Here is a 24,557-nt window from a genome sequence, read left to right on the forward strand (position 1 = left end):
TCACGCCTCCTTGTGCGTAATTGTTGGATCGTAATTCTCCATTTTAGTATCTAAGTCTTCGGGATATGCTCGAAGATTAACCATAAATGTCATTGTTAGTGCTCCATCCACCTCTTCGAACTCTCGGTTTCGAATAGTGGCAAACTCGTCTAATAATAGGAAGCGATCCAACAAGGTTTCTTCCATCTGTTCCATATCAGCTTCTGGATGATCAGTTTGAGGAAAATAAACTAATTGATAGTGATAACTGCGGTTCTGCCGTTGAAACAGTTCCGGTTTAACCGTGGATGTAATTCGGTGTATAAAAAAAGACGGTTCTTTAAATCCGCCTGATTGCTGTTCCCGATAAATTGGCATATTCGGAAATAAGCTATTCAATTGATCAGCAATTCGATTTACAATATCCATCAACCGAATAACCCCCTTAATGCTTTGTCAAAGATCGGTTGCCATATTTCTGGGAATTCACCTTGAATTTCCACAACGGTCTTCTTCAAAAAGAATTGGCCATTGACCCAGCCTTTGCCGCCACGAGTACGATGACCATTTTCAACGAATGGTGCATACTCAACATTGTTCTCTAATGTAAAGGAAAAGCCGGCACCAGCATAGTTCATTCCGGAGGTTGACCAACCACCTCGCAAGTTACCGGTGTCGACTGGTGTTCTAGCTTTCACTTTACGAGTTGATTCAGCTGCTAACTTACGCATTCCATTACCGACATCATGCACAATTTCCTTGGCTTCTACTTTATTACCAACCCGTTTTACAAAGGTTTGAAACTGAGCATCATCAATGCGCATGAAACTTGCCATTAGGATTCCTCCTTTGCTTTTTCGTTACGAATCAAAGCAACTTCCTGATGGGAAATGTAGCCGGTATAAGCTTTACCAGATTGCTTGTATTCAACGGTATGACCATTAACATCAGTTACGTATACTTTACAGCCAGCCGGAATATCAATGCCTGTCCGAATATACATCACCACATCGTACTCATCCGTTCCAAAGTCTTTCTGGTCAGACGGTTTAAGCGATTTGCGTGAAATCTTGGCTGGTTCTCCATCCACAATCGTTACGGGTTCAGTATCAGTAATGGACCCATGCTGAACTTCTTTAACACCAGTAATCTTCACCCGATCAAACCAGAGGGTTGGTAAAACATCACTCATTTGCTTAAAAGCATCCTGCAAAGTCATCACCACTTCACCACCCGAAAGTTATTAAGCTGAGCCAAATAGTTATCGGTTAATGAATTCACCCCTTGAAGCGTAGCATAAACGTCAGCTGGTGATTTAAATGATACCGTCGTATCACCTTCATTAATTGAATTAACTGATGTCGTGACTCCACCGCCCAGAAAGTTATGGGTGGCAATTAATTGAACACACAAAGCAATAATCGTGTGGTCTAATTCTTCAGGCAATTCTGGAATTGCCAAATGCGTGTAATTTGCCACATCGTTAATAACTTTCTCCAAGGTAAATTCAACAATAGCATCGTACCCCGCATTATTTTGACTGTTTGGCATTAACAATTTAACTTTGGTTAGTAACTCATCCAATCGTGGGTGTTGTTCCATTTAAATCACATCCTTAACTTGCAGCAGAAATTACCAGATGTAAAGTAGCTTTCTTAGTTGGATCAGCATGAGAAGCAACCACAACATCTACTTCACCGTCTTTTACTGCAGTGATGTTTCCTTTATCATCAACCGTTGCCAAAGTATCATCTGCAGAATCATAGGTAAGTGCCTTATCAGTTGCATCATCAGGCTCAATATTAGCTGAAATCTGATGCGTGTCTCCTACCTTAAGATTTAGCGGTGTATCTGTTGTAAGCGTCACTCCGGTCACATCAACTGTTGGAGCCATTGGTGTCACATGTCCACTAGCTCCTTCACCTTCAATATCAGATTTTCCATAAGCATTAACCGCAACAACAGCTACTGTATATTCTGTACCATTAGTTAATCCAGTTACATCAACGCTTAATGTATCATCATCAACCGTTTTAAATGGAGTAGTCGGCCAATCTTCTGAAGCTTTCTTTTCCCAAATTTCGTAACCTGTTGCCCCAGCGATCTTGGCATAAGTTGCCGTAACTTTTCCGTCACCAGCTTCTAAACTAACTTGTGGTGTTCCTGGAAAGTGCAATGTTAAAGCATTAGGAACATCGACTTTGTCTGATTCAGTTTCATCTTCGGTATCATAAAAACTTTCTTTAAAAGTGCCTGCTGGATAATCCCCTTCTGGTAAATCCGCGTGCACAGATGTTTTACCAGCATCACCAGTCGCAATCAATTTATCACCTTGATAAACCTTTAATTGTTGTTTCGTTCGATCTGCCAATTGTCAATAACCTCCTTTCCTTAATTAGTTACTATTAAAGGTAGCCCCACCTTGGTCAACCACCGCTTTAGGACTAGCAGGGCTTACGGTTCTGGGGTTGGTGCGGGTGCTACAACAAATTGGATGCCTTTAGTTTTGGTCTTAAGCAACAAAACGTCATCGTATGATTGTTCGTAGTACAAATAGTTACCACTATTAGCAGCGGATGGGGCATCAAAACCGACAAACGAATACTTCTGTGGCGCAATTTGGACACCGTTGTAAATTAAGAACATTTGGATTTGTTGAGCAGTGTCAACGGTCTTTGAACCTACCGAGAAGTCAAAAGCAGTTTGCATCAAATCAGATGGGACAACGTTAATAGTGACATCATCCAAGCTGTAAACTGTTCGTTGAACCTTGTTGGCATCTTTCAATACTAATGAACGATTAATTGATTCTGCTCGTTTCAAGATAGCATTAATAGCTGGAGTTACGTACAAAATACGATTGGTACCAGGGATTCGAGCTTCATCAAAATCAACCATCATTTGGTCAAAGGCTGTCAGAATGTTCTTCTCATCGAGGGTATCAGTTGTAATACCACCATCATTAGCTGCAACTTTTTCAGAATATAGCTTGCTAAACATCTGACGATCCATTTCAGGCATCTTTTCGTCTAAGTTAAATTGCTTAGTAATGTTAGCAATACTGATAACCATATTGGATTCATCCACATCAGATGGATCGACTAAGGTGCTCCAATAACGTTCATTAGTCAACTCGTAAGAATCCCAGTCGTTACTGTAGTTAGCGGCTGGTTGAGTAATCGTCCGACGAGCCCGGTCTTTACGTCCTTCATCAATTGTTAAACGAGGTACTTTAATGTGCTTAGCACCATCAAATTTAATTACGTTGTTAGATGGTGAATTCCATAAGTCTTGTGAGAACAAATGACCATCGTAAAAAGCTTGCTGAATGGCCTGTTGATAGGCTTCAGCATAATTAATTGTTGCCATAAATTAGTTCCTTCTTTCTTTATTCTTTAAATGCGTCTACAAGAGTTTGAACTTCATTGGTATCATGAGAACCATCGCCACCCTTGGGATCATAGTTGCTATGAGTACCTTCATCGAACAGATAGCCATCGGACTTCTTAATAGCTGCTAACTGGTCATCTAAGCCATCTAGCTTGCCATCGTCAGTCAGCTTAATCTTGTCCATGTCCAGTAAGGCTTCAGCAGCTTTTGGATTGCGAACCTTAGCTGCAGATAAAGCCGTGTTGAGCGCACCGTTGAGTTTGGTTTGTTGCAATTGATTTTTATAATTTTCGGTGTCGTTCTTATACTTTTCCTGCAAATCAGAGAACTGACTGGATAAATCCTCGTTATCCTTAACTTGCTTTTGTAAGTCCTTCAAATCTTTATCTCGGTCTTTCATCTGACTTTTTAGGGATTCATTCTCCTGTTTGATCGCTTCCACATCGCCAACACTTGACTTGGCTTTCTCGATGTCGGTTCCGTTAAGAGCCATGATTTTATCGATAGCTTCTTCTGGTACGTTCAGATTCTTTAATTCTTCTCGTTTCATAAATACAACATCCTTTCACGTTAGATTTACGTGGTACGACCACGATTAAGGCATAATAAAAGAACCTTTTTACGTCATGTTCAGGACAAGCAGTTAATACAACCGATCATTATCATCATTGTCATTTAATTCATAGGGTTTGCCAGTTTTTAAAGCTTCACGAATATTTGTTTCAGTATCTCCCGAGCTTCTAAATAACGGGTAATTCTCGTGAAACCTATCAATATAAGCTCTTAATAGTTCTTGATAGGTCATTCTATCGTAATCAGCCATTGCGTTTCTCCTTATTCATGTCAGCGACAATCTTCTGATAAATCTTATATGATTCTGGAAACATCTTTTTAATCATTTTTAAGGACTCTGGATTATTAACGGTTGCTGCAGTACATTCAGCGAAGAATTCATTCTCTAAATGGCCATTATTCACCTTGATTGATCTAGTGACCGGTTGTCTCCAGTAACTACTACCGTGTCCCATTCCTAATTTTAATGAGCCGTTAGTAGCCCCTTCAATCATATCAGATATATCGCCATATTTAGTCCATTCTGAACCGTCCTTACTAATATGTTTCTTGGACCATTCTCGGGCAGCTTCATCATAATATCCATATTCTGGGTCATACTTCTCAACTATGTCATGAGCAGCCGCTAAACCTTCTTGTCGGATAGAATCGTATAAATTGTATTGAGCATCAGTTGAATGGTCTAAGACCTTTTGAATCTCAACCTCCTTGGTAGAGCGCTTCAAGTAGCGCTTGCCCTTGTACTTGCCAAACTTGCCCTTGCTGTCAATTGCATGAGCCATCTCGTGAAAAACAACATCAATGTTATTACGGTCTTTAAAGCCATTATTACCAATGGATTTACGGTCGTAGGTAATTTGTCCAAGCATCCCTCTAAAGTACGAACCACCACCATTATTAACGGTTTTAATATTAATTTGGTCACGATAATTATAGTAAAGTTCCTGCATTTCACGAGGCGCTTTCTGTAAGCGTTCTACAAACAGCTCTGCTCCGTCAGGCGTCAATTCATTTAACTTATCAGCGTTCTTAGTCGAGAGAATCGCCCGAATATCAATTTTAGGCTTACCCTGCGGCTTGCTTGCGTAGACCGGAATGTCTTTACCGGTGCTAACAAGGTTCTTCCACTCATCAAACCGCATGTTCTTAATGAGTTTGCCTTTGCCGGTTTGAGGATCGCGCATCCAACGCTCTTTTGTTTCTGGTAATCCTTTAATCCATGGTACGGTAGTACAGCGACAACGAGCATGAATTGGCGGATAGTTAACCCCAGGCTCGCGTTCACTGACCTTAAAACGCTGTCCATCCAGCTTGGCACAGACTTCACAGGTATGCGATTCAAGTGTCGCCATGTACTCATACTCTTCAATCTCATTTTCTTCATAGCCCTTGGCCGTGGCTTCTTCTTGAACGTGAGCCATTTCAGAGATAACCAAACGATGAATGTTGTTTTTCTTTACGTCCTGAAAGCGAGCATGCATTTCGTTAACAATCCGTTGCGGGCTTTCACCTAATACCGTTCCTCGTAAAACAGCATCCATTAAATAGCTAGGCAATTCTTGACGGTAGTTTTTCCAGATTCGTTTGGAAAAGTCTTGACCATCAGGACTCCAGGGTTGACTGACAATGATTTTTAACTGGGCTTCATTGTAGTGGGCAAAGTTACTTGTGATATTAGTAGTAGCGGCTTGCAAGTTATAAGTTGTCCGCATATACGTATCATCGTACTGTTTGGTTAAAACATTCCGAAAATGATTCGTTTCTTGACTAGCAAAACGTTCTGCTAATTGTTGTAACTGTTTCTCTAGGGATTGTAAACGAGCGATCCGTGAACGATAATAAATTGAATTCAATTCTTGATCAAAACCACCCGCCTTGGCTTTTTCCTCAAACTGCTTGAGGGTGATCTCCCAGTGCTTGGTGTCAATATTCTGTAACAGCTTAGCGGCATCTTCCTTAGAAATGCCTTCATTGTTGGCATACTTAACATACCAAGATTCAAACTCGGATTGAAACTCACGAAATAAGCCGTTAAGTTCAGGTTGTAAAGCCCGTTCATAGTCTTCAGTATTCTTTAATTGCTTAGCCTTAACGGCGAGAAATCGCCGTGTCCAATATGTTTGATTACTTTGTTGGCTCATCATCTTCACCGCCGTTCAAACTGTTCAATGCATCGGGATTGTCATAACCATCTCGCTTTACAATGTCATCCTGACGATCCTGTAGCTCTTGCTGCCAATCATCTACAATTGGATTAGCTTTGGCAATGGCTTCTTCAGAACTGTATTGAGCAACTTGTGAAACGGTCTGGGCTTTCTCCAGGTCATTCTGGACTTGATTGCGATGCCAAGTTTGATTAATCGATCGACTATCAGCATCGCTAACTCCCATCCAATTCATGATGGCACGGATAAGGGTATTCAACGAATCGGTAAAGTAACTTTCAGTTGTGCCAGCTTTTAATTCCAACGTACTATACAGCATTTTAATGGCAGTTCCAGAAGCGTTGCTATCATTCTTAAAGTCTGCCGGATCAATTCCTTCACCATACGTAAAGATATCTGCTTTCGTTGATTCTAACAGTGTGTTGCGAGCTTCTACAGGAATATCAATTGTGAGTTTATCAACGCCAGATTTATCAGTGCCACCAACATTATTAACTTTAATTGCATGAGCTTCCTTAAGCGTCTTCTTGAACTCTTCAAGTGATTCACCGCCATAGTTTGTAAGAATTAGAATGACCTGCTGGATATCATCAACATCGTTTACAAAGCCGTTATAGACATTATCGTAGACATCAATCAGGCCTTTATACTTCTTGAGGTCCGGCAATTCGTATTTATTCTTACTGAATGGGATAAACGGTATCTTGCCTAAACCATGGTTTAATTTGCTACTCGTTCCGGTCTCTGCTCCACTGCTAACATCGTAAATTGAAAACCAGTCTTCACATAGCTCCAAGTCTGTGTAATTGGGTCGTTCGGACTTAAAGACAGTACAATCTTTATCAGTCCAATATTCATGGATACTGAATTGTTTACCAGTTTTTGGATTTAATTGTTGATAGGTTCGCCTAACTGCTAGTAGTTTACGATTAAGATCGCTTGAATAGATTGGGGTGATTTGACTAGGAGGTACAATCCCATAACGGAATTGATTATCATCATCAATCCAGTAATGCAGCCAGCCAACACCAGCATTGGCAGCGTCAACAACTAACTGATTCAATCGCAGCTTGAATTCGTCGCCGAGTGTGTCAGTAATCTTGTCATTCAAGCTATCGTCTTGAACATCAATATCTGGTGGAACAGTAGTTAAGTAACCGGCTTCTTGGTCAACTAACAACTCGTGGAAATTATGAGATACTCGATTATCTGCTGAACGTAGGATGTCGTCTTTACCATGTTCATTAAGCTTAGATTCCCCATTGTTACGATTAGTAATATCGTTCTCATTTTTGTAATAGCGTAATGATCGTTGGAACTGATGATTGAATCTGTTGCGTCGTTTATCAGTGGCTTTTAGTAAGTCCTGCATCTGTTTCATTTCCAAGGAACGAAGCCTCCTTTCTTCATAAGTGATTCCAATTCGTATCTGGTCTTATCAATCGTATGGTCATTACCATCTGGATAACCGGCTTTAAAATTGCCATTGGCATCTTTAGCTAACTCATAACCTTTAAACTCGCGAGCCGTGTTCGGGCAACGACGAGGATCAATCACAATCTCTCGTAAGTCCTGCAGCCATTTAAAACCATGCTCACGGCTACCAGGACCTTTCTTAGCACCCATTACGTTGATGCCTAAGTCTCGAAATTCAGCAATGGTTCTGGGTTCTGCTGAATCAGCAATCACCGGCTCATTCATTGGATTAAGCTTCTTGATAGCTTCCACAGCTTCACGGTTGGTCATGCCGACTTGATAAATTTCGTTAAATAAAAAGATTCGGCGCCTTGCCGAGTCCCAATAAGCATCACCATAAGCTAATGGATCATGAGCAAAACCAAAGTCCAGACCATGGTAAATCTTATCGAAGTGTGATATTTCTTCATCAGTAATCTCTCTGATCGTCAGGTTGTTAAAGACTTCAGCACCAGTACCAGTAACCTCACCCAGATATTCATGAGCATAAGCTTTAGGATTATCTTTCTTTAGTTGTTCTGCATCAGCTAAAAACTCTTTACCTAACCATGCTTTAGGAACCGAACGATAATCAGACGAATGAACCAACGTGTCTTCACGTAAGGTCGCTGCATCACTAGCTTCATTAACCCAATTGTTTTGGGAAGCTGGTGGATTATAGCTATAAAACGTTATAATATTTGAACCACCACGGTTAAGTGACTGATTAATGTTTCGAATCTCAACCATACCATTAAAGTCGGCAGCTTCTTCGTAGTGTTTGAATTTTGTATAACCACGCCGAAACTTCTGCGACTTAACTTTCTGCGGTTTATCAGCACCCTTGAACCGTATCTGTTGACCGGTTGGTAAGTAAGTTAACTGCATTGGACTAACTGAATCTAGCCATAAGTCTGATACGCCCAACTGATCAATTGCCCACAGATATTGGTCAAACACGGAATCTCTTAATGTTGCCGCAACTTTCCGTAGCACAATTGCATTAGCGTCAGGATCAATCATAATTCTCATGACAATTTCAAGCGAAATAAAAGAGGACTTAGTTGAACCTCGCCCTCCCTTTAACCAGTAATTTGAATGTTTGTGTTGTTTTAAATCCCAGTGCAATCTGTAAAACGAGGGAGCAATGAGGGATGATAATCTAACCATCACGATCACTCTCCGGCGGAACATCATCAAGAATCTGAATCGGATTAACGTTAGCATTAATGTCATGTTTCTCAGTCCACATTGCAAAACGCTTGCCAAGTAATTCAGCAGCCTTGATTCTATCTTTAGCCATCACGGGAACATCTGAAAAGACACCTTTTGCAGTTGCCACATCTTCTTTCTCTTCGCCTCGCATCAGGGATGAGAGATATTGAAGGATCTCAGTTTGATCTGCAATCTTGCCATCCGAAATCTCTTTACGCCGCTTTTCAAGATAAGAAAAAATCTCAGGTTTCTTCAAGTTCTCATTTCCAATTGAGTAAGCTGAGTTTTTTGAATAACCTGCTTTTAAGGCGGCTTGTGTGGCATTGCCGCTAATTAAATATTCGTCAGCAAACTTTTGTTGTTTAATTGTTAGTTTTGTCATTTTGCAAGCCTCCTTAATTTCATAATGTCATTCCTATGTATTTAAATGGGCGAGGCCGGTGCCAGTCCCATTTGTAGCCACTTCTTTCACTGCTTATGAGGCAGAAACGATTTATCCCGAAGTTACATCGCCTAGCTAACTTTACCAGCTAATTCATTGCAAAATAAAAGCCGGCGTTTTCCACGCACCGGTCACACTCACAGATTGCGTTAACAGAAACAGAGCATCTCGAGTACTTAACTATATTTTCGATAAAATAAATCATCTGTGAGTTTAAAACTGCCTGTGAGAATCGGACTCACAACTAACCGCCAGGCGGCAGTCCACTTGAATATTTTATATTTTGGAGGTATGTGCTGATTAAAGCACAACGTGACTGACGGGGAATCGAACTCCGCTAAAATACACCATGCAGCCACACAACTTTCACCCAATTTTCTATACTACCAATTTAACACTTAAAAACAGTCCATTTGGCGCATCTTTGGCGCATCTTATAATCCTAATTTTACAGAAAGTGTTTCGAAAAACTTTGATCGTCGTCGTTTTACTTGGCTGGCTGATAAATTAACTCGTTCTGCCACTCCGTAAACGTTGAGAGTTGGGTGATGTTTAATATACAATTCGTTAATAATAATTTTGGTGTCATCATCAGTTTCATTTAGACATTCTTCAACAGCTTTCGCATGCCTTTTTAGTGTGTTCAGTCGCTTATCAATTGCCAATGTAATTGCCATGTCCTGAACACCCGTATTGTTCTTGTATTGTGCTCGGCCACCACCTACGTTTTCGTCGCGAAAATCTTGGAATTGATTCATTAATTCATCTTCGCGTTCTTTAATATATTGATCAGTTTTTGGATAATCAGAAATAATCTCCGCAATATAATCAAACAAAGCTTTTTTCAGTTTAATCACCCCCGTTTCTGTAATACAGCCACAGTGCCCAAGAAAACAAAGCTGTAAAGCAAACTACGACGACTGTTAAAAATGTTAGGAAATCCATGATTAGCCCTCCTACTTACTTGGAATTAATTCAAGCAATTGTCCTTTTAAACGGGCTCCAGTATAGTCAATCCCCTGACGGTCAAGATAATCTTTAATTTCAGGGATGGTACTATATGCGTCTGGAATATCCGGATTGTCATTATGAGCGAACATCTTAGAATATTCATCAGAGGTGTCAGAACTATGGCGATCATGAAACTCACGGTCAGCGATGTAGTAAAAACCCTTTTCGTTTGGTACGCCGCGATTGGCTGTTGCATAACTTAAAAATAATTTTTTGGCACATTTAGGGCACTTGATGAAGTGGAAGCCAAACGGCACAGTATCACTTGTGCGAGTACTGGTATATCCACAGAAGGGACACTCAACATCAACACTAACCCGCTTACCATAGTCGGGTATATCTGATGCAGATGTCTCAGATAAATCGACTTGCTTAGTGTCACCATCATCTTCAATATTCAATTCGTCATCATTACCGGTTACTAACTGATGCAATTTGAAAATTTCTTTGAATGTTAATTTGCGATCGGCTTCCAAAGATACTTTCAACCCTTTAAAACTCATGCTAGCTGTCATTGTATTCATTTTATTTTTCCTCCACATCCTGAAATTCCTTAACAACGTAATCATTAAACTCTTTGCGATTTTTCAAAATATTTTTAGCCATATCAGTTAAACTACATAAATCTTCATGCATTGAAAACTCGTCTAATTTTGCCAGAAAAGAGCTTGTAATAAGACTAGCCGAATCAAACCCATTCATATTCATACGGTCTGGTAGTAAGACATATTCCACATAATTTTTAGTTTCTTGCAGTAACATTTGCCGCTCACTCCAATTCACTTATTTCCCGTGCACGAATGGCTTATCAATGTGTTCCAGTTCCCACAGCGCTACTTTTAGCCCTGGCGAATACTCACCGTTTCCACTATCATCATCGCTTAACATCGTTAGCAAGCGAATTTTCAGCTTTTTCATATCATCACTCATTTTCCCGCCTCCAGTAATTCCGGGTTTTCATGAATATTGCCAATAACGAGCATCTCCGTTACCGCATAGTAAGGATCAGACTCGTTTATCCAAACATGTGGATCCCAGATATGTTTAACTAATTCCGGAACAGTTTGCCAACTATCTTGCATTTTGACTTTTAAGATGTCTCCTTCATAAATATCCTTACCATTTCCATCTTTCAGACCGATGAACTCTTCAACAATATATGAATCGGGATTCATTTCAGCAAATCGCAAAATGCTACTTGCACTTCTATGAAGCATCTCTTGCATTGGATCCTTGCTACCGAACGGCATATACCATCCTCTAAACTTAATTTCTCTGCTCATTACCGTCACTCCTCCACACTTTGAATGCTTGAATTATTTAACAAATCCTTCAGAAACTCAGCTTCATCACGTGTAAATTGTTGTGTGATTTCACCTCGATCGACGTGTGGGTTATGAATTCCACAGATGAAATACCCACCACGATCATCTACTCGTCGAGATACATATTGTTGACCATTACTACCAACCATGCCATTCATCTTCAAGCGATACATTGGTGCAGACAATTTCACTGTTTCATGATTTAAAATTGCATCTATAACACCGGCTAAATCATCACGTTTAGAAATAGTCTCATCATTGGCATATTTATCAATGAATTTGGCGAATTTAGCTATTCGCTTCCAATCAGAAACATTTTCTGCCATTGCGCATTGGTACATTTTGAACAATTTCTTATCAACAATCTTTACTGTCATACTAACTCCCTCGCTTTCCGATAATTGAACACTGTAATATAGGCATATTTCGGACGAATTTCTAGAATTCGACTAATCTCCAGGTAATCAAAGCCCATTTCATACAGCTGTGGAATTTGCCGCCGAATCTGACGAGCTGTAACACCCGGCAAGTCAGACATAAACTTCTCCCGAAAATGTACTTGCGGTTCATTCTCAATGCATCGGCGAATCAACCACATCTCTTGGCTATCATCCGGGGCATTCATCACACTTCCCCAGACTTCTTCACAGTCTCGAATGAGTTCCAGTAATTCCGCAAAGAATGCTTGATGTACAAGGCGATGTTCTTCTAGGCGTTTGTAGTATCGATTAATCTTCTGTGTTAACAAGTCCATGTCGTTCACCTGCCTTGATAAAACGAAATCGTTCGGGATGTTTATACTGCAGTCTGCGCAATGTCTCGGGATTCATGTCATGATATACTTTGGCAATTTCGATAAATGTCCCGACCGTTACTAAATGTCCGTCAGCATAGAACTCATAGACTCTTTGGATTGGTGAAAAATCTGAATTACGAATAATCTCGCTGACCGTATTGTAAGATACTCCCACCATGGTAGCCGCTTCATACCGGGTATAGCCGGCATTAAACAAGTCTCGAATTTCTCGCCTAATCTCATCTTTTTCTTTATCTATTCGGCGAAAGGGCATTCTACTCACAATTTGATGGCAAACTTGCAGCTCTGGACATTTATTGGGTGCTTGCCTAACACTGCCATATTTTTCTTCCACAAGGTGGACGGCTCTGATTAAATCAGCACTTAATTTACTCATTGACAATCATTTCCTCCTAAATTCATCCATGCTAACATTCAACACATCAGCAATTTTTTCCATCAATTCAAAACTTGGCTTTTTAATCTTTCCGTTTTTGAAAGAGTACAACAGAGAGTTACTTTTGAGCCCCATCATATTAGCCAATTTATTAATCGTTAAATGTTTCTGCTCTAAAATCGATTGAATTTGTTCCCACATGTTTTCCTCCATATACAATATATTGATTAATTCAAATTTTAATGCGCAACATATTGCGTATAAAACAATTATGTTATATCATTAGTTATGCGTTAAATTGCCTTCGCCATGGTATCTAACGTAAATAAGCTACACAAGGAGTGATAATTAAATGGCTAAGCAAAATCAATGGGTGTCTCCACACAACGGAAAGTGGTCAGTCACTGGTGAAGGAAATTCCAGAGCTTCAAAAGTGTTCGACAAGAAATCGGATGCTTTAGCTTATGGAAAATCCCGTGCTATGAAAACAAACGGAGAATTAATTGGCCAAGGTAAAAATGGACAAATTAATTTGAAGAATAGCTATGGGAAAGATCCTTTTCCGCCACGAGATAAAGACTAATCTTTATCTTTAAGTGTTAACCGTACCCTGAAACCATCTGCCAATTGATAATTATCCGATGTGATAATGGCAATGGTTTTAGGGTATTTTTCGTCTGTTTCAACCACTATCTTAGTAAAATCCGTTAATGGTTTATCTAATTTACTCATCATTTATTCCTCCCATACCCTGATGGAACAATTATTGTAAAAATATCTGGACCTAGATATTTATCTTTACGTCCATGATAGATTTCAACCGGGCTTTCTTTATCCGGGTTTAAAGTTTCCATCAGCATCAAAATCATCAAATAACACATATCACGTTGTTCTTTGTTCGGGGCATCTTTTAATACGTTTTGAATCTTGATAATTAATTCTTCAGACCTAACCACTTAATCACCCTCCACAATTTCAATTGCTTCTTCTACTGACCTGGCAACACCGTACAACACCGGATATTGCTTAATAAACTGCGCAAATTGCTTCTGATCATCACGTAATCGTCCCGTTTCGTTTTTACATTCAATGAAAAATATCTTACCGTCCGAATGTCTAAACCCGAATAAATCAGGATAGCCTCTTGGTAAACCAGTATCAAACCAGCGGCCATTTTTCATCAGCACTTTACCGACGTTAGCTCTAAAAATCGTACAGTTATGTGCTGAAACTGCAATTCGAATTTCATTTTGAATTTGATGTTCTGCTGTCACTTAATCGCCTCCGATTGATGACGCATTTTATTTAACAATGCGTCACCCATATAAATCCCTATATATCAATGCTTATTAATCATAATTTCAAATTGGTGACGCAAAATGACACTTTTCCTATTAAACTTTTTATATATTCTTATTTATTTTTTTATTTTCATAACAATAAGAGAAAAAGCGTCATTAGCGTCATCAGCAATAGCTAAGGCTTGATATATCAGCCTTTACTAGGTGACGCATCTGCATATAAATGCGTCACCTAAAAATTAAATTGTTTATTTTGAATATTTTCTTTAATCTTGAAGCCTATAAATCCTCTTTCACCTTTTGTACGAAACCTAGAATAACGGTTCCCCAATTCACGATTTAACTTATTTTTACTCATCCCAGAACCATGAATTTTTTCCCAAGTATCCCAAGTCTCGGCAATATCCGTAAAAGAACTACGATAACTACCACCAAAATCAGCTACTTCGCTTAAGAACTGACCGACCGTGTCCATTTCTTCTCGGTATTCGTTATTTTCAGCTTGAACAATTGCTGGTGGCTTTAGTCCTTCACGTTGCCACATTAGGGCTCCGTCAACCGCCCAGTTCAGAATGCCGCTTTTTTCTCGCATCAATTTATCTTTCAAGTGAATGTCTTTTTGATTTTCAGGAATCTGCGCCAGGAAAGGAATGAAAATTAAGCGCCGCCAAATTCCGTGATCAGTGCCTCGAACAATCGGTTTGTTATTAGTAGACATCCAAATAGTTCCGGTTGGCATGAACGTAAAGGGTTCGGCATAAAGCTTTTTAGCAGTAATTGCTTCGCCACCTGTCATTCGTTTAATTAAAGCTTCCGATAAACGAACATCACTTTCAGTTTCCGAAGTGGCAATCATGCGGGCGCCTTTCATCAAAGATAATTCCGACATGGTAGTGCTATCCGTACCGCCAAACTTATTGACTAACAAAATTTCTGGATTGATCGTAACGGCATAACTATTTAAAATCTCACGTAGGGTTTCAACAAATACCGACTTCCCGTTAGCTCCGTTAGTATTGCCACCCTTCCCGTGGAGGATAATAAAATTCTGTTCACTCATGGTTCCGGTCAGTGTATAACCAAATAATTTCTGTACAAATTTGATTAGCGTTTCGTCCGCCTGAAAGATTTGCTGTAAAAATTCTTGCCATCGTGGTGCCTCTGCTGTGGGGGAATATTCGGCAGCGGTAATTTTGGTAAACATATCTTTGTAGGTTGTTTCGTGCAGCTCCCCATTTGATAAATCGACATAGCCGCTAGGCGTATTGACTGTGTTCAACTCCGTATCGAATTCATCAGGAGTTGCTGGAATCAATTTTTTAATTTCATTTAAAGCTGAGGTTTTACCAGCATTTTGTCGAGAACGTTTAATAAATTTTCCTCGAGCTTCTTTAGCAGCCTTTTCGTCTTCTTCACCAGGAACAATGTGCAGTGGCTCTTTGGGTAACTCTTCCACAATTCGATTAAATAATTTGGCAACCGTGTACTTCTTATCCTCATTCCAAACCTGACCATCAAAATACATAAAGCGTCGATTAATGGTGTCGTACTTGGCAATTTTGTAAAACTTATCATAGAATCGTTCTGCGTTACCAGTATCATCATAGGAATAGAACTTATCTCGTTTTTTCTGTCGAGATTGATTCACCCCCGGAATGGATAAATAAAAATCATCTTTCTGCTGTTCTTTTGGCTGGTAAGTGCGAGAGGTATCTGCAATGGCTTTGTTTAGTAACCCAACCCCATACGTGGCTTTACCGTGTTTTTCATCATACTTATCTCGCATCAATCCTGACGAGCGGAAAATTTCATCCATCTTGCCAAAGTCCTTAGCTGTCCAGAAAGCCAAATCATTAGCAAACGACATATCAGCTTCGGATTGACTAGAATACAAGCCTTCCCATTCGCCCCGGTATAACCTTTGAAATCGTTCACCGCTTCGACTAGTAGCCGCTGCTTTAATAATGTCGTTGGTAGCCAAATCATTTGCTTTAACTGTGGAAGGATGAAACAGGTCAACCACTTTACTTTCAGGTTCAATATATTTCTTGTACAAATAATCGACATTCACTTCACGAATCAAATTATTATCAGGATTACCAAAGAAGTTTCCCGTCATCGCAAAGAAACGACCATCTTCATACATCTCACAATTCTTGTGTCGGCGCTTCTCACCGTTAATCGTCCCTTTGACAATAATGTGCAGCCCTTTACCCGATAACGAGATTTCAGAATAACTGTTAGTGTGCTTCATAAAATCACTGACAATGTTATCGGTGTCGCCATGAGTAAATTCTTCGATATCATCAGCCACATTATCAACATCAATTCCAATGTAAGGGGGCTTAAAGTAAAAAGCCAAACCGTCTAAGTTCAATCGGCTAACCGCCGCTAAGGCGGTCTTAAAGTCAGTCCATGTGCTCTCGTCATTAGTCTTTCCTCCGTTTCCGGTCATTGGATTAATAGGAATTTTGGTAAATTTTTTACGCTCTGGCTTCCAAATTTTCTTGTAAACACCCCAGCGTTTCAGCTGTTTTAATTCCGCTGGAATCTGTCCATACATTTACATCACTCCTAGAATGGCAAGTTGTCATCTTGAATATCAATCGTTTCTTTATTTTGTGGGGCTTGCGGATTGGCATTATTTTGAGGTTTCATTTTATTTGGCCAAACATGCTGGACGCTTGGGAAGTTAGTTTTGCCCCAACGTTTTACATTGAGATTTTCATAGGTTTTACCTTTGTACTCCGAGCTTTCATTCCGTACTCGCACTTTAAGGGGTTTACCCACCATGTCATTCATAAAGTCTTCAAACGAGTTATATTGTTTACCGTCTTCCATCCCAGCCGCTTTCGCAATTTGAAAAATCATACTGTCGGGGTATTCACCGGTTTTCTTATTACGGTAAATTCGATGAAAGACATGGGCGTTTTGGAACTTCTGATCAGAGATATCATTTCGAATCACCATGTCAAAGTTCACGTATTCTGCACCCGTATTCTGGTTAGCGCCCTCCTCAACATTGCTAATAAGCACTTCATAGTCACCGTTTTCCACGTTTGTATCTGTAATTTTTGAATAATCAACTTTAAAACTCATGCTGTTTTCCTCCTAGAAATTAAATAGTTTTTGATGCCATTCTTGTTGGCGATTTTCTTTTGAAACATGTTTCTCTTTAGCGATTCGATACGAGTAATAAACCCCACTAATAGATTGATGACTTTTAACAGCAAACTCTTTTAATTCTTCATCGGAAATTTCCTTTACCTGATCTAAACGAATGTGCATCGCTCTTGCTAACGGATAATTAACATTTCCTTTGTTAGTTTGCTTTTGGGCCTTTAATACTCGATAGATAGTCCAGAGTGATCGTTGCCGCTTGGGGCTTTTATTGGCTAGTAACGTTAGCCGCCCTTCTTTGGTACTTAACTCTGCTAATTCAGCTTTGACCTGTTCTTTAGTCCCGTCATAGTCTCGTTCTTCAACTGGTGCCGGTGCCCCACAAAGTGGGCATACTCGTTTTCCATCAATATTTTTCCACTTATGAAAAGTAGCAAAACAGGATTGACAAGTAATAATTCGAATCGCCGATTCTTTCCAATCACCCAGCGACCAATGATGTTCATCATCAGGCAACCCTAGCCGATAAACGTTGCCGACCTGGTCAATAATAATCGACGTTTTGTCTGGCTTATAACGCATCCCTCGCATAGATTGCTGAATATGCACCACCAATGAAGCGGTTGGCCGTAATAACATCACCACCGGTACGTCGGGGACATCAAAACCTTCCCCGACCAGATCCACATTACAAAGGACTTTGATTTTGCCAGCTTTAAAATCTGACATAATTTCATGACGTTTTTTAGCTGGGGTTTTTGCATCACAATGGACGGCTGAAATTCCGTGGCTATTAAATTCAGAAGCGTAGCGCTGGGAATATTCCACATTGTGTGCATATAAGATAGCCTGTTGATTGTTAGCTAACTTTTGATAGTTCTCAACCACATCACCAAAAATCGTTTTTCCAATTGCTTCAGTAATCGAATTATTTGTAAAATCTCCGGTGGATGATTTTTGTAATTGATCTGAATTGACATTATTAATTGAAAAATACCGGTAAGGAGCTAGATAATGATGATCAATCAACCATCTAACCGATTGACCAAGAATCATCGAATCATAAACCGCCTTCAAACCTTTACCATTCATACGCCAAGGACTGGCTGTGAAACCTAAACGAGCAACCTGTGGATAATACTCATAAATTGTCCGGTACGTTTTAGCTAAACTATGGTGCGTCTCATCCGTAATGATTAAATTTGGTTTTGGCAGTTCACCTAAGCGATTTTTAATTTTACCCACTGTCATAATTGTGCAATGCCGAAGGTCGACCCCTTGTTTTTTAAACGAATTGGTAATTTGCTCAACTAATTCTTTACGGTGGACCATAAACAGTACATGACCGCCCTTACTAACCGTTAACCGAGCAATCTCAGCAATGATTACTGATTTACCAGAACCAGCCGGGCTAACAATTAGCACTGCGTGTTTACCCTTCTGTAGTTCGCTTCGGGCTTCGTTCACTAGTTCCGTTTGATACGGATGAAGCTGAAACATTCACATCACTTCCAAAATTAAACAATTCTTCGATTGGTGCGACCGTGCGATCATCGAGTCGATTCTTGGCATAGATCGAATCATTCCCCTGTAAAATGACCCCTCGGCCACCTGTTTTAGGGTTGATCACCAACCGCCCAACTACATCACATAACCCAAGCATGCCATCCAAAACAGATTGACGAATCTCTGGCGCATACTGATTAAACTTTTGCCCATTTTCAGTAGTAATCTCTCGTTGGGTTTCCCAAGCGGTGGTTAAAACATTGATGGGTAATAAATAAAAACTGGTCATTATGCGAGCAAAATAATTTGTCCACTGGGAATAGTCTTGCAACTCATTTGAAATCCCGTTATGACTGTCACGGCCTTTTTCAATAAACCAATCTTTTTCAAAGCTTGAAACATTATCAATCACCAAATTGTCATAATTTTTAGCAAGTTCTTTCGCCTCTCGTAAGAAGTCTTCAACTTGCTTTTCGGGATGAGTTCGATCAAGCTCGATCACATCAACATTAGGTGTTCCGGCCAATACCTTAGCTGAATTATCTAAATCAAAAACCAACGTTTTACCGGTTAGGAATTTAACGGAACTCGTTTTTCCTGTCCCGGGTTTTGAATAAAGAATGATCCGCCAATTCTTGGTACGCTGAAGGTCTTTAGCCTGCATAATTTTCATTTAGCCACCAACCCTTTCATATTGAATACCTTTGTTGTCCATATAAGCTTTTAACAGGTTCATTTCAGGAATTGTCGTTGTGATTTTCAAAACCACACTGTGCGAAACCACTTCGCCGGTCGTTTTATCAATGGTCTGATTCCCTTTTTGAACTTGATTGACCTTTTCAGCTGCTACTTGCGCTTCGGCTCTCTGTTGAGCTTCTTGGTTGCGCCGTACTTGGTTATCAATCGCTTGAATCAGATAATTCACATCTTGCCCTTGCTTCAGTTGGTCAATCCAGCCAGCTGGATCAATGTTGTATGCTTGGGCATACTTGGTAATGGCATTAATCCCCGTTTCTAAATCATCGTGCTGTTTCTTGATGTAGCCCATCACGTCAGCAATGCCTTCAGTTACTTTTTTCTTAGAAGTTGATTTATTAAGCCAAGTGGGGTCAATTTCAACTTCATCGGGGTTAACGTGATAGTTGGGTGCCATCTCGTCAATCAACGCTTGAACGTGCTCTAAGCGGGTCTGTCGTTGATGTTCTTCCAGTTCCTTTAAACCAACATCAATCGGGTTAATTGAAGCGTCTAGCGTTGCTTCTAAATCCTTAATTTGATTAGCGAAAGCCTCGTAAGGTTCAGCGTACTTTTTCTTGATCTCTTTTCGCTTGTCGTCTAGAGCAGCTTTTAGTTTCCTCAATTCTGCCCGACTAGTCTTGGCTTCTTTTTCTGTGGAAGTCGACACTGCTAAATTCTGATACTTAGCGGCATACGCTTCCACAGCAGTTTTTAGCTGGTCAAAATTGTTAATCGAAATCACCGTGGGTCGATAATCAATCGTGTAGTCCGGTAACTTTAAGTCACTTGCCATAGATAAATAACCTCCTCATTAATTGAGTAAATTGCTGAAATCTCGTATACTTAACTTGAAAAATATTTTTGCTAAAGTTTTAACGCCCGCTGGTTGCCGCCGGTGGGCATTTTTGTGTCTTGATAACATTTATTTACCTCCCACGCCCCGCAGTTCATCCAGCAAAGCATCAATATTAGATTGCGATTTCGTTGTAGGACCAATTAATGCTTCTTTCACCTCATTAACTAAGTTGTTTAACCCCGCATTCATCTTTGCCGCCTGGTCAGCCTTTTCAATCGAGGTGATAATTTCGATTTCGGTATGCACTAAACTTGGTAGCTCCACCGGTTCAACTTTGTTGATTGCTTGATGCACCTTTTCCAAACTCTCTAACAATAACTTTTTGTATTCTGTGTTCATTTACGTTTCCTCCTGTGTTTTTGTGATTACACCTTTGCTATACTTAAATAGAAAGGTGGTGAAAATAATGAGTTTTGCAAAATCTAACTTTATACGTGGACTTGGCGTAATTCCAAGTGCATTAGAAGATAGCAAAGACGAACTACTGTTGATAACAGATGCAACAATTATTTCTGGAAAATTAGTCAAAAATGCTGATGATTTAGAAAAGGGCAGTATTTTTCAATCTACGTATTCCGCTCTCACTGAATCATTAAATGAAAACCGTAAAAAACTTTTTACTAAATTTTCAAAAGGGTTCTCAGATAAATCGACCTTTTCAAAATTTAAAATCGATTATCTTCAAAACCAAGAAGACATAATTTTTATGAAAGATGTCAAAATCATAAAAATTGGTTCTACTTCCCAGACGGACATTCCTTTTCTTGCTGTAGATACAAGTAAAGTCATAGGAGCCACTTGGGGGTCTGCAAATATTACTTCTTCTCAGGACTAATTGAAATACGCTGCGTACGCTCTTGGTTACTTGCAATAACCTGGAGCGTTTTATTTAGCTGATCGAGTTCGTCGATAAGTGCCAAATCAGTTTCGTATCCCTGAAATACATTTTCTCTAGAAGCAGAAGTGTACTTCCATTTTAATTTTTCGTTCATTTTTTCCGTCCCTTCTTGTGCCTGGCATTACTCGTGTCAAACTGTTCAATAACAAGCGCTACTATGAAAATTCCAACCAATATATATAAACTAGTCAAACCATTCTCTCCAAAAATCAGCTTGTTTTCCTCGAGCTTTCATAACTTTGTATTTTCGATATTCAGAACCTAAGAAAAAGGTGAATCCCGAAAATAGCAACCAGCCAACCCATGTTGGTAAATTCAGAACCATATTTATCATTCCTTCATGTAAATCCGTCCCAGGGGTTTTTACATTTTATATTGTTTCAAAAATTCATCAATGTCCTGTTTGTCAATTTTGCTACCGAATGGCGTCATGGTAACCTTTAAACCCAGCGCCATGTACTTGTGCAATGTGTTATATGAGCCGATACCCATATATTTCATTGCTTCCTTATAATTCAAGTAGCGTTTTTCAGTTACTTCCACAGTGGGCACCTCCTAGTTCAATCCCAGCACTTTGTAAATCTCTTTACGAATCTGAATCGAACGTGGTGACATATCACCGTGGATAGCTCGGTTCAAAACCTGCGGATTAACATTGAGTAACTTCGCAAGCTCAACTTGTGTCATGTCGCGTTCGATCAAAGCACCTTTGATTTTCTTCTTGATTTCTTTAGCGCCTTGAACAATGATTTCTTCAGTCATTTAACCACCTCCTTTCTGCTATACTTTGTGATAAAGGTGGTGAAAATATGAGTTTTTATGATTGGTTACAAGAGTTTGTTGATGTTAATCTCCCAATTGGCGATTTTGCCAAAGATGCCAAGGCTGACAAAACCTTCCCTAAAAATGTTTCAGATTGGAAAGCCTTGGAACAGTACATTAAAACCGTTAATCCTCAAAATCCAGAACTAGAAATTATCCGTAATGTTTTTAATTACTATCTAGCTGAAAAGAATCGTTAATCAGCAAAATCCAATAATTAGCTGGAAGTTCAATATCTCGTTGGCTATATTTTCCTTGCAGCTTAGCCTCTGCATAGATACCGCCACGTAATAATCGAGCTTCTTTTCTTTTACTCAACTCCTTTATTAAATCAACCGTTGAAATTTTTCGCAGCTTAGGATGTTCCTCATTACTGTGGTCATTAATAAGGTCATCAATTGTTACATCCAAGTGTTTTGCGATCCTCTGCAAAGATAAGGCTGAAGGCTGACTACTTTTCCATTTCGAAATTGAACCATTTGAAAATCCAACTTGGCGCTCAATTTCAGCAATTGATAATTGTTTGAGATAGGCATAATGCTTAACGTTGCTGTAAATTGACATCTGCTCACCTCCCTTCTGTTATTTGTTCATCAAGTAATTGACAAAATAACAGCTATACTGTAATATAAAGCCATAACAAAGAAAGCAATAAAAGCCTAATAACATTCACTCGCCAAAGTATCGTTATTTTTGTGCTCCTTTTTAATTGCTTAATTACTTGATGAACTTATAATAACAGGTGTGCTGTTATTGTGCAAGCATTTTTTACAGTATTTCTGTTATTTTTCTTCGTCATGTCCGGGAGAATCCTATAATGTCGGTATATGACAACATTAAAAAATATGCTAAAAAAAGAGGAATGAACTTACAAACTGTGGCCAAAAAATCTGGTTTAAGCCGCAATGTTATTTATCAGTACAACAAGGGGGTAAATCCTACTTTAGAAACGTTAACTGTAATTGCTAAGGTCTTGGATGTTGATGTCAGTAAACTTTTGGGGGATGATACATCAATATCAAAAAAGGAGGCTAAGAAAAAGCCTACCGTAGATTTAAACAAAGATGACGCTATTTTAACCTTCGATGGAAAACCTATTCCAGAGGAAGATATGGAATTAATTAAAAGATTATTGGGGAAGTGATGCTGGTGGATGATTTAATAACAGGTTTACTTAATTTTGCATATGATAATAACATTGGTTACGAGTTAACTCGCTTGTTGGATGCTTATACACCTTCTTTAGCAGATACCCGCAATCGAAAAATTATTATTAACATGGGATATTATCGTCCACGCCAGATTCCTTTACAAATTGGTCACGAAATTACCCATGTTCTTAATGAAGACCGTTCTTTTCATAATTTAATAGGTTTTGAATCTATTTATAGTGATCCAGAGATTGAATTAGAAGCTGATCGTGGCGGAATTCGATTATTATTGCCTTATTACATTGAGGGAAAAGAACTAGAACAAATCAACGTCAAGAATTTTATGGATCTTTTTGATATTCCAAGTCATTTGCATAAAACGGTCGTGGAGGAAATTCATAAGTATGTTGAAAAGCATTATTAATTTGAGGTGATTATTTTGGAAAATTCATTTACCGAAATGATGAGATCTAACGGTGTTATTTATGTAAACAATCACATTGAATTTCGTGATACTTTAATGCGTTGGATTGCCATATACTTCTCTGGCAAGCGGTACAGATACAACGGGGAAATTCTAAGCGAAAGAGATTCAGAAGAAGTTGCGTTTGGACTAATTTATCTTTTCGATTATCTGGAACGAACACATAGGAAGAAATCGTAACCATCATTTTTTGACCAAACACTGATGTCATAAAAAGCTGAAATATCTGGAGGAGTGTCTGTGCATGAAAAAAGTAATAAATATGGGAATTATTGCTACAAGCTTATTTTTGCTTGCGGGGTGTGGAAGTAGTAATTCATCAAGCAAAAACAGTTCAAAATCTTCTGATAATAACACCCATGTGGTAAAGACTCAGAAAAAGAAAGATCGATATTTCGAAAATAATTATCTTAAACTTGAAGATTTCACACTCAAAATCACAAAAACTTCTGTTATTCCTGCAGGGCAAAAAGGAAATGACTATAGCAAAAAGCCGATTTTCGCCATCTGGTATACAGTAAAAAATACCAGTGGAAAAAGAATTGACGCAACGGTTGCTTCCTCGGTTTTAGAAGCCTCACAGGCAACTAAGAGTACTGATCATGAATTAGATAACGCGATTGCTCCTGATGATGAGTTAATGAAAACTCAAAGCGATGTAATCAAAAAAGGTAAAACTGCCAAAGGCGCAATGGCATGGGAACTTTCTAGCACGAAAACTCCAATTAAAGTTCGTGCAACCCCGATTGGTGTAGATTCAACTGTTGGTATTCAAACGTATAAGATTCAATAATTAAATAAAAAAAGCAGCACATCCCCCACTCGCCAAAGTTTAGGATGTGCCCCAGATAATTACTACATATACAAGGGTTAACTATACCCTTTTACTTAATATTACATGAAAGGTGGTGATACCGCAATATTCCCTTAAAA

The 24,557-nt window shown here is 39.2% G+C and carries 41 protein-coding genes; 6 read left to right on the forward strand and 35 right to left on the reverse strand.

Features of this window, described 5'->3' with window-relative positions:
- The 21 genes from GQR93_RS09730 to GQR93_RS09825 form a co-directional block, all read right to left on the reverse strand.
- Window positions 1-408, reverse strand: coding sequence for a phage tail terminator family protein (locus GQR93_RS09730; RefSeq protein WP_084999034.1), 408 nt, complete (start codon window positions 406-408; stop codon window positions 1-3).
- On the reverse strand, window positions 408-815 hold the full coding sequence (locus GQR93_RS09735; RefSeq protein ID WP_084999033.1) for an HK97 gp10 family phage protein: 408 nt from the start codon (window positions 813-815) through the stop codon (window positions 408-410). Before GQR93_RS09735 ends, GQR93_RS09730 begins: the two co-directional genes overlap by 1 nt.
- Window positions 815-1,198 (reverse strand): hypothetical protein, encoded by a 384-nt coding sequence (locus GQR93_RS09740; RefSeq protein WP_225425912.1) that lies wholly within the window; start codon window positions 1,196-1,198, stop codon window positions 815-817. Before GQR93_RS09740 ends, GQR93_RS09735 begins: the two co-directional genes overlap by 1 nt.
- A complete protein-coding gene (locus GQR93_RS09745) occupies window positions 1,198-1,581 on the reverse strand; it encodes a head-tail connector protein (RefSeq protein WP_084988974.1) in 384 nt (127 codons plus the stop codon). The genes GQR93_RS09740 and GQR93_RS09745 overlap by 1 nt, the downstream gene beginning before the upstream one ends.
- Window positions 1,582-1,594: 13 nt before the next feature.
- Entirely contained in the window at window positions 1,595-2,350 is a 756-nt protein-coding gene (locus GQR93_RS09750; protein ID WP_159298759.1) for an Ig-like domain-containing protein, read from the reverse strand.
- Between the two features lie 83 nt (window positions 2,351-2,433).
- Window positions 2,434-3,348 carry a capsid protein gene (locus tag GQR93_RS09755; RefSeq protein WP_159298760.1) on the reverse strand — a complete coding sequence of 305 codons (915 nt, stop codon included), beginning with the start codon at window positions 3,346-3,348 and terminating at the stop codon, window positions 2,434-2,436.
- 19 nt (window positions 3,349-3,367) lie between these two features.
- Entirely contained in the window at window positions 3,368-3,919 is a 552-nt protein-coding gene (locus tag GQR93_RS09760; RefSeq protein WP_159298761.1) for a phage scaffolding protein, read from the reverse strand.
- A gap of 93 nt (window positions 3,920-4,012) precedes the next feature.
- Window positions 4,013-4,192: a hypothetical protein gene (locus GQR93_RS09765; protein WP_159298762.1), complete on the reverse strand. Its 180-nt coding sequence runs from the start codon at window positions 4,190-4,192 to the stop codon at window positions 4,013-4,015.
- Window positions 4,185-6,086, reverse strand: a complete 1,902-nt coding sequence (locus GQR93_RS09770) for a minor capsid protein (RefSeq protein WP_159298763.1) — start codon at window positions 6,084-6,086, stop codon at window positions 4,185-4,187. Before GQR93_RS09770 ends, GQR93_RS09765 begins: the two co-directional genes overlap by 8 nt.
- Window positions 6,067-7,488 carry a phage portal protein gene (locus tag GQR93_RS09775; RefSeq protein ID WP_225442055.1) on the reverse strand — a complete coding sequence of 474 codons (1,422 nt, stop codon included), beginning with the start codon at window positions 7,486-7,488 and terminating at the stop codon, window positions 6,067-6,069. Before GQR93_RS09775 ends, GQR93_RS09770 begins: the two co-directional genes overlap by 20 nt.
- Window positions 7,485-8,732: a PBSX family phage terminase large subunit gene (locus GQR93_RS09780; protein ID WP_225442029.1), complete on the reverse strand. Its 1,248-nt coding sequence runs from the start codon at window positions 8,730-8,732 to the stop codon at window positions 7,485-7,487. The genes GQR93_RS09775 and GQR93_RS09780 overlap by 4 nt, the downstream gene beginning before the upstream one ends.
- Window positions 8,725-9,159: a terminase small subunit gene (locus tag GQR93_RS09785; RefSeq protein ID WP_159298765.1), complete on the reverse strand. Its 435-nt coding sequence runs from the start codon at window positions 9,157-9,159 to the stop codon at window positions 8,725-8,727. Before GQR93_RS09785 ends, GQR93_RS09780 begins: the two co-directional genes overlap by 8 nt.
- Window positions 9,160-9,653: 494 nt before the next feature.
- Window positions 9,654-10,076: a DUF722 domain-containing protein gene (locus GQR93_RS09790; protein ID WP_159298766.1), complete on the reverse strand. Its 423-nt coding sequence runs from the start codon at window positions 10,074-10,076 to the stop codon at window positions 9,654-9,656.
- 99 nt (window positions 10,077-10,175) lie between these two features.
- A complete protein-coding gene (locus GQR93_RS09795) occupies window positions 10,176-10,754 on the reverse strand; it encodes a hypothetical protein (RefSeq protein ID WP_159298767.1) in 579 nt (192 codons plus the stop codon).
- 1 nt (window position 10,755) lies between these two features.
- A complete protein-coding gene (locus tag GQR93_RS09800) occupies window positions 10,756-10,992 on the reverse strand; it encodes a hypothetical protein (RefSeq protein ID WP_159298768.1) in 237 nt (78 codons plus the stop codon).
- 21 nt (window positions 10,993-11,013) lie between these two features.
- Window positions 11,014-11,160, reverse strand: a complete 147-nt coding sequence (locus GQR93_RS15280; RefSeq protein WP_202212588.1) for a hypothetical protein — start codon at window positions 11,158-11,160, stop codon at window positions 11,014-11,016.
- Window positions 11,157-11,513, reverse strand: a complete 357-nt coding sequence (locus GQR93_RS09805; RefSeq protein WP_159298769.1) for a YopX family protein — start codon at window positions 11,511-11,513, stop codon at window positions 11,157-11,159. Before GQR93_RS09805 ends, GQR93_RS15280 begins: the two co-directional genes overlap by 4 nt.
- Before the next feature lie 5 nt (window positions 11,514-11,518).
- Window positions 11,519-11,932 (reverse strand): hypothetical protein, encoded by a 414-nt coding sequence (locus GQR93_RS09810; RefSeq protein WP_159298770.1) that lies wholly within the window; start codon window positions 11,930-11,932, stop codon window positions 11,519-11,521.
- Window positions 11,929-12,309, reverse strand: a complete 381-nt coding sequence (locus GQR93_RS09815) for a hypothetical protein (RefSeq protein ID WP_159298771.1) — start codon at window positions 12,307-12,309, stop codon at window positions 11,929-11,931. The genes GQR93_RS09810 and GQR93_RS09815 overlap by 4 nt, the downstream gene beginning before the upstream one ends.
- Window positions 12,284-12,748, reverse strand: coding sequence for a hypothetical protein (locus GQR93_RS09820; protein WP_159298772.1), 465 nt, complete (start codon window positions 12,746-12,748; stop codon window positions 12,284-12,286). Before GQR93_RS09820 ends, GQR93_RS09815 begins: the two co-directional genes overlap by 26 nt.
- Before the next feature lie 6 nt (window positions 12,749-12,754).
- Window positions 12,755-12,949, reverse strand: a complete 195-nt coding sequence (locus GQR93_RS09825) for a helix-turn-helix domain-containing protein (protein ID WP_153108238.1) — start codon at window positions 12,947-12,949, stop codon at window positions 12,755-12,757.
- A 151-nt stretch (window positions 12,950-13,100) separates the two neighbouring features.
- Here GQR93_RS09825 and GQR93_RS09830 point away from each other — a divergent pair, with 151 nt between their 5' ends.
- Complete coding sequence (locus GQR93_RS09830; protein ID WP_153108237.1) at window positions 13,101-13,331, forward strand: DUF2188 domain-containing protein; 231 nt, start codon at window positions 13,101-13,103, stop codon at window positions 13,329-13,331.
- Here GQR93_RS09830 and GQR93_RS15285 read toward each other — a convergent pair.
- The 9 genes from GQR93_RS15285 to GQR93_RS09870 all read right to left on the reverse strand — a co-directional run bounded on the left by GQR93_RS15285 (window position 13,328) and on the right by GQR93_RS09870 (window position 20,608).
- A complete protein-coding gene (locus tag GQR93_RS15285; protein ID WP_202212589.1) occupies window positions 13,328-13,483 on the reverse strand; it encodes a hypothetical protein in 156 nt (51 codons plus the stop codon). The two genes, GQR93_RS09830 and GQR93_RS15285, sit on opposite strands and share 4 nt — an antisense overlap.
- The gene (locus GQR93_RS09835) at window positions 13,480-13,704 is read right to left on the reverse strand and encodes a hypothetical protein (protein WP_153108236.1); all 225 of its coding nucleotides are present in this window, start codon (window positions 13,702-13,704) and stop codon (window positions 13,480-13,482) included. The genes GQR93_RS15285 and GQR93_RS09835 overlap by 4 nt, the downstream gene beginning before the upstream one ends.
- Window positions 13,705-14,022: a VRR-NUC domain-containing protein gene (locus tag GQR93_RS09840; RefSeq protein ID WP_159298773.1), complete on the reverse strand. Its 318-nt coding sequence runs from the start codon at window positions 14,020-14,022 to the stop codon at window positions 13,705-13,707.
- Between the two features lie 259 nt (window positions 14,023-14,281).
- A complete protein-coding gene (locus GQR93_RS09845) occupies window positions 14,282-16,612 on the reverse strand; it encodes a phage/plasmid primase, P4 family (protein ID WP_159298774.1) in 2,331 nt (776 codons plus the stop codon).
- 11 nt (window positions 16,613-16,623) lie between these two features.
- Entirely contained in the window at window positions 16,624-17,148 is a 525-nt protein-coding gene (locus GQR93_RS09850; protein ID WP_159298775.1) for a DUF669 domain-containing protein, read from the reverse strand.
- A 12-nt stretch (window positions 17,149-17,160) separates the two neighbouring features.
- Window positions 17,161-18,669, reverse strand: coding sequence for a DEAD/DEAH box helicase (locus GQR93_RS09855; RefSeq protein WP_159298776.1), 1,509 nt, complete (start codon window positions 18,667-18,669; stop codon window positions 17,161-17,163).
- Window positions 18,602-19,348 carry an AAA family ATPase gene (locus GQR93_RS09860; RefSeq protein ID WP_159298777.1) on the reverse strand — a complete coding sequence of 249 codons (747 nt, stop codon included), beginning with the start codon at window positions 19,346-19,348 and terminating at the stop codon, window positions 18,602-18,604. Before GQR93_RS09860 ends, GQR93_RS09855 begins: the two co-directional genes overlap by 68 nt.
- Window positions 19,349-20,206 carry a DUF1351 domain-containing protein gene (locus tag GQR93_RS09865; RefSeq protein ID WP_159298778.1) on the reverse strand — a complete coding sequence of 286 codons (858 nt, stop codon included), beginning with the start codon at window positions 20,204-20,206 and terminating at the stop codon, window positions 19,349-19,351. It abuts the gene before it with no gap.
- A gap of 129 nt (window positions 20,207-20,335) precedes the next feature.
- Entirely contained in the window at window positions 20,336-20,608 is a 273-nt protein-coding gene (locus GQR93_RS09870) for a hypothetical protein (protein WP_159298779.1), read from the reverse strand.
- A 67-nt stretch (window positions 20,609-20,675) separates the two neighbouring features.
- On the opposite strand from GQR93_RS09870, the gene GQR93_RS09875 reads away from it, so the two are divergent.
- On the forward strand, window positions 20,676-21,104 hold the full coding sequence (locus GQR93_RS09875) for a hypothetical protein (protein WP_159298780.1): 429 nt from the start codon (window positions 20,676-20,678) through the stop codon (window positions 21,102-21,104).
- On the opposite strand, the gene GQR93_RS09880 is transcribed toward GQR93_RS09875, so the two are convergent.
- The 4 genes from GQR93_RS09880 to GQR93_RS09890 form a co-directional block, all read right to left on the reverse strand.
- The gene (locus tag GQR93_RS09880) at window positions 21,085-21,261 is read right to left on the reverse strand and encodes a hypothetical protein (protein WP_159298781.1); all 177 of its coding nucleotides are present in this window, start codon (window positions 21,259-21,261) and stop codon (window positions 21,085-21,087) included. The two genes, GQR93_RS09875 and GQR93_RS09880, sit on opposite strands and share 20 nt — an antisense overlap.
- A 90-nt stretch (window positions 21,262-21,351) precedes the next feature.
- Complete coding sequence (locus GQR93_RS15290) at window positions 21,352-21,492, reverse strand: hypothetical protein (RefSeq protein ID WP_202212590.1); 141 nt, start codon at window positions 21,490-21,492, stop codon at window positions 21,352-21,354.
- Window positions 21,493-21,530: 38 nt separating this feature from the next.
- Entirely contained in the window at window positions 21,531-21,710 is a 180-nt protein-coding gene (locus GQR93_RS09885; RefSeq protein WP_159298782.1) for a DNA-binding protein, read from the reverse strand.
- Window positions 21,711-21,722: 12 nt separating this feature from the next.
- Window positions 21,723-21,929, reverse strand: coding sequence for a helix-turn-helix domain-containing protein (locus GQR93_RS09890; RefSeq protein ID WP_159298783.1), 207 nt, complete (start codon window positions 21,927-21,929; stop codon window positions 21,723-21,725).
- 47 nt (window positions 21,930-21,976) lie between these two features.
- On the opposite strand from GQR93_RS09890, the gene GQR93_RS09895 reads away from it, so the two are divergent.
- Window positions 21,977-22,189 carry a YozE family protein gene (locus GQR93_RS09895; RefSeq protein ID WP_159298784.1) on the forward strand — a complete coding sequence of 71 codons (213 nt, stop codon included), beginning with the start codon at window positions 21,977-21,979 and terminating at the stop codon, window positions 22,187-22,189.
- On the opposite strand, the gene GQR93_RS09900 is transcribed toward GQR93_RS09895, so the two are convergent.
- Window positions 22,158-22,553: a helix-turn-helix domain-containing protein gene (locus tag GQR93_RS09900; RefSeq protein WP_159298785.1), complete on the reverse strand. Its 396-nt coding sequence runs from the start codon at window positions 22,551-22,553 to the stop codon at window positions 22,158-22,160. The genes GQR93_RS09895 and GQR93_RS09900 overlap by 32 nt on opposite strands.
- A 253-nt stretch (window positions 22,554-22,806) precedes the next feature.
- Here GQR93_RS09900 and GQR93_RS09905 point away from each other — a divergent pair, with 253 nt between their 5' ends.
- The 3 genes from GQR93_RS09905 (at window position 22,807) to GQR93_RS09915 (ending at window position 24,417) form a co-directional block, all read left to right on the forward strand.
- Window positions 22,807-23,133 carry a helix-turn-helix domain-containing protein gene (locus tag GQR93_RS09905; RefSeq protein ID WP_159298786.1) on the forward strand — a complete coding sequence of 109 codons (327 nt, stop codon included), beginning with the start codon at window positions 22,807-22,809 and terminating at the stop codon, window positions 23,131-23,133.
- A gap of 5 nt (window positions 23,134-23,138) precedes the next feature.
- Complete coding sequence (locus GQR93_RS09910) at window positions 23,139-23,564, forward strand: hypothetical protein (protein ID WP_159298787.1); 426 nt, start codon at window positions 23,139-23,141, stop codon at window positions 23,562-23,564.
- A 304-nt stretch (window positions 23,565-23,868) separates the two neighbouring features.
- Entirely contained in the window at window positions 23,869-24,417 is a 549-nt protein-coding gene (locus tag GQR93_RS09915) for a DUF5067 domain-containing protein (RefSeq protein WP_159298788.1), read from the forward strand.
- Window positions 24,418-24,557: the final 140 nt, after the last annotated feature.

Source organism: Lentilactobacillus hilgardii, assembly GCF_009832765.1.
In the GTDB taxonomy this organism is placed as follows: domain Bacteria; phylum Bacillota; class Bacilli; order Lactobacillales; family Lactobacillaceae; genus Lentilactobacillus; species Lentilactobacillus hilgardii.

Coding starts and splice junctions, on each gene's coding strand:
- GQR93_RS09730 (WP_084999034.1), bottom strand. CDS start 408: ATGGATATTGTAAATCGAATTGCTGATCAATTGAATAGCTTATTTCCG.
- GQR93_RS09735 (WP_084999033.1), bottom strand. CDS start 815: ATGGCAAGTTTCATGCGCATTGATGATGCTCAGTTTCAAACCTTTGTA.
- GQR93_RS09740 (WP_225425912.1), bottom strand. CDS start 1,198: ATGACTTTGCAGGATGCTTTTAAGCAAATGAGTGATGTTTTACCAACC.
- GQR93_RS09745 (WP_084988974.1), bottom strand. CDS start 1,581: ATGGAACAACACCCACGATTGGATGAGTTACTAACCAAAGTTAAATTG.
- GQR93_RS09755 (WP_159298760.1), bottom strand. CDS start 3,348: ATGGCAACAATTAATTATGCTGAAGCCTATCAACAGGCCATTCAGCAA.
- GQR93_RS09760 (WP_159298761.1), bottom strand. CDS start 3,919: ATGAAACGAGAAGAATTAAAGAATCTGAACGTACCAGAAGAAGCTATC.
- GQR93_RS09765 (WP_159298762.1), bottom strand. CDS start 4,192: ATGGCTGATTACGATAGAATGACCTATCAAGAACTATTAAGAGCTTAT.
- GQR93_RS09770 (WP_159298763.1), bottom strand. CDS start 6,086: ATGATGAGCCAACAAAGTAATCAAACATATTGGACACGGCGATTTCTC.
- GQR93_RS09775 (WP_225442055.1), bottom strand. CDS start 7,488: ATGAAACAGATGCAGGACTTACTAAAAGCCACTGATAAACGACGCAAC.
- GQR93_RS09780 (WP_225442029.1), bottom strand. CDS start 8,732: ATGGTTAGATTATCATCCCTCATTGCTCCCTCGTTTTACAGATTGCAC.
- GQR93_RS09785 (WP_159298765.1), bottom strand. CDS start 9,159: ATGACAAAACTAACAATTAAACAACAAAAGTTTGCTGACGAATATTTA.
- GQR93_RS09795 (WP_159298767.1), bottom strand. CDS start 10,754: ATGAATACAATGACAGCTAGCATGAGTTTTAAAGGGTTGAAAGTATCT.
- GQR93_RS09800 (WP_159298768.1), bottom strand. CDS start 10,992: ATGTTACTGCAAGAAACTAAAAATTATGTGGAATATGTCTTACTACCA.
- GQR93_RS15280 (WP_202212588.1), bottom strand. CDS start 11,160: ATGAGTGATGATATGAAAAAGCTGAAAATTCGCTTGCTAACGATGTTA.
- GQR93_RS09805 (WP_159298769.1), bottom strand. CDS start 11,513: ATGAGCAGAGAAATTAAGTTTAGAGGATGGTATATGCCGTTCGGTAGC.
- GQR93_RS09810 (WP_159298770.1), bottom strand. CDS start 11,932: ATGACAGTAAAGATTGTTGATAAGAAATTGTTCAAAATGTACCAATGC.
- GQR93_RS09815 (WP_159298771.1), bottom strand. CDS start 12,309: ATGGACTTGTTAACACAGAAGATTAATCGATACTACAAACGCCTAGAA.
- GQR93_RS09820 (WP_159298772.1), bottom strand. CDS start 12,748: ATGAGTAAATTAAGTGCTGATTTAATCAGAGCCGTCCACCTTGTGGAA.
- GQR93_RS09825 (WP_153108238.1), bottom strand. CDS start 12,949: ATGTGGGAACAAATTCAATCGATTTTAGAGCAGAAACATTTAACGATT.
- GQR93_RS09830 (WP_153108237.1), top strand. CDS start 13,101: ATGGCTAAGCAAAATCAATGGGTGTCTCCACACAACGGAAAGTGGTCA.
- GQR93_RS15285 (WP_202212589.1), bottom strand. CDS start 13,483: ATGATGAGTAAATTAGATAAACCATTAACGGATTTTACTAAGATAGTG.
- GQR93_RS09845 (WP_159298774.1), bottom strand. CDS start 16,612: ATGTATGGACAGATTCCAGCGGAATTAAAACAGCTGAAACGCTGGGGT.
- GQR93_RS09850 (WP_159298775.1), bottom strand. CDS start 17,148: ATGAGTTTTAAAGTTGATTATTCAAAAATTACAGATACAAACGTGGAA.
- GQR93_RS09855 (WP_159298776.1), bottom strand. CDS start 18,669: ATGTTTCAGCTTCATCCGTATCAAACGGAACTAGTGAACGAAGCCCGA.
- GQR93_RS09860 (WP_159298777.1), bottom strand. CDS start 19,348: ATGAAAATTATGCAGGCTAAAGACCTTCAGCGTACCAAGAATTGGCGG.
- GQR93_RS09865 (WP_159298778.1), bottom strand. CDS start 20,206: ATGGCAAGTGACTTAAAGTTACCGGACTACACGATTGATTATCGACCC.
- GQR93_RS09870 (WP_159298779.1), bottom strand. CDS start 20,608: ATGAACACAGAATACAAAAAGTTATTGTTAGAGAGTTTGGAAAAGGTG.
- GQR93_RS09875 (WP_159298780.1), top strand. CDS start 20,676: ATGAGTTTTGCAAAATCTAACTTTATACGTGGACTTGGCGTAATTCCA.
- GQR93_RS09880 (WP_159298781.1), bottom strand. CDS start 21,261: ATGAACGAAAAATTAAAATGGAAGTACACTTCTGCTTCTAGAGAAAAT.
- GQR93_RS15290 (WP_202212590.1), bottom strand. CDS start 21,492: ATGGTTCTGAATTTACCAACATGGGTTGGCTGGTTGCTATTTTCGGGA.
- GQR93_RS09890 (WP_159298783.1), bottom strand. CDS start 21,929: ATGACTGAAGAAATCATTGTTCAAGGCGCTAAAGAAATCAAGAAGAAA.
- GQR93_RS09895 (WP_159298784.1), top strand. CDS start 21,977: ATGAGTTTTTATGATTGGTTACAAGAGTTTGTTGATGTTAATCTCCCA.
- GQR93_RS09900 (WP_159298785.1), bottom strand. CDS start 22,553: ATGTCAATTTACAGCAACGTTAAGCATTATGCCTATCTCAAACAATTA.
- GQR93_RS09905 (WP_159298786.1), top strand. CDS start 22,807: ATGTCGGTATATGACAACATTAAAAAATATGCTAAAAAAAGAGGAATG.
- GQR93_RS09915 (WP_159298788.1), top strand. CDS start 23,869: ATGAAAAAAGTAATAAATATGGGAATTATTGCTACAAGCTTATTTTTG.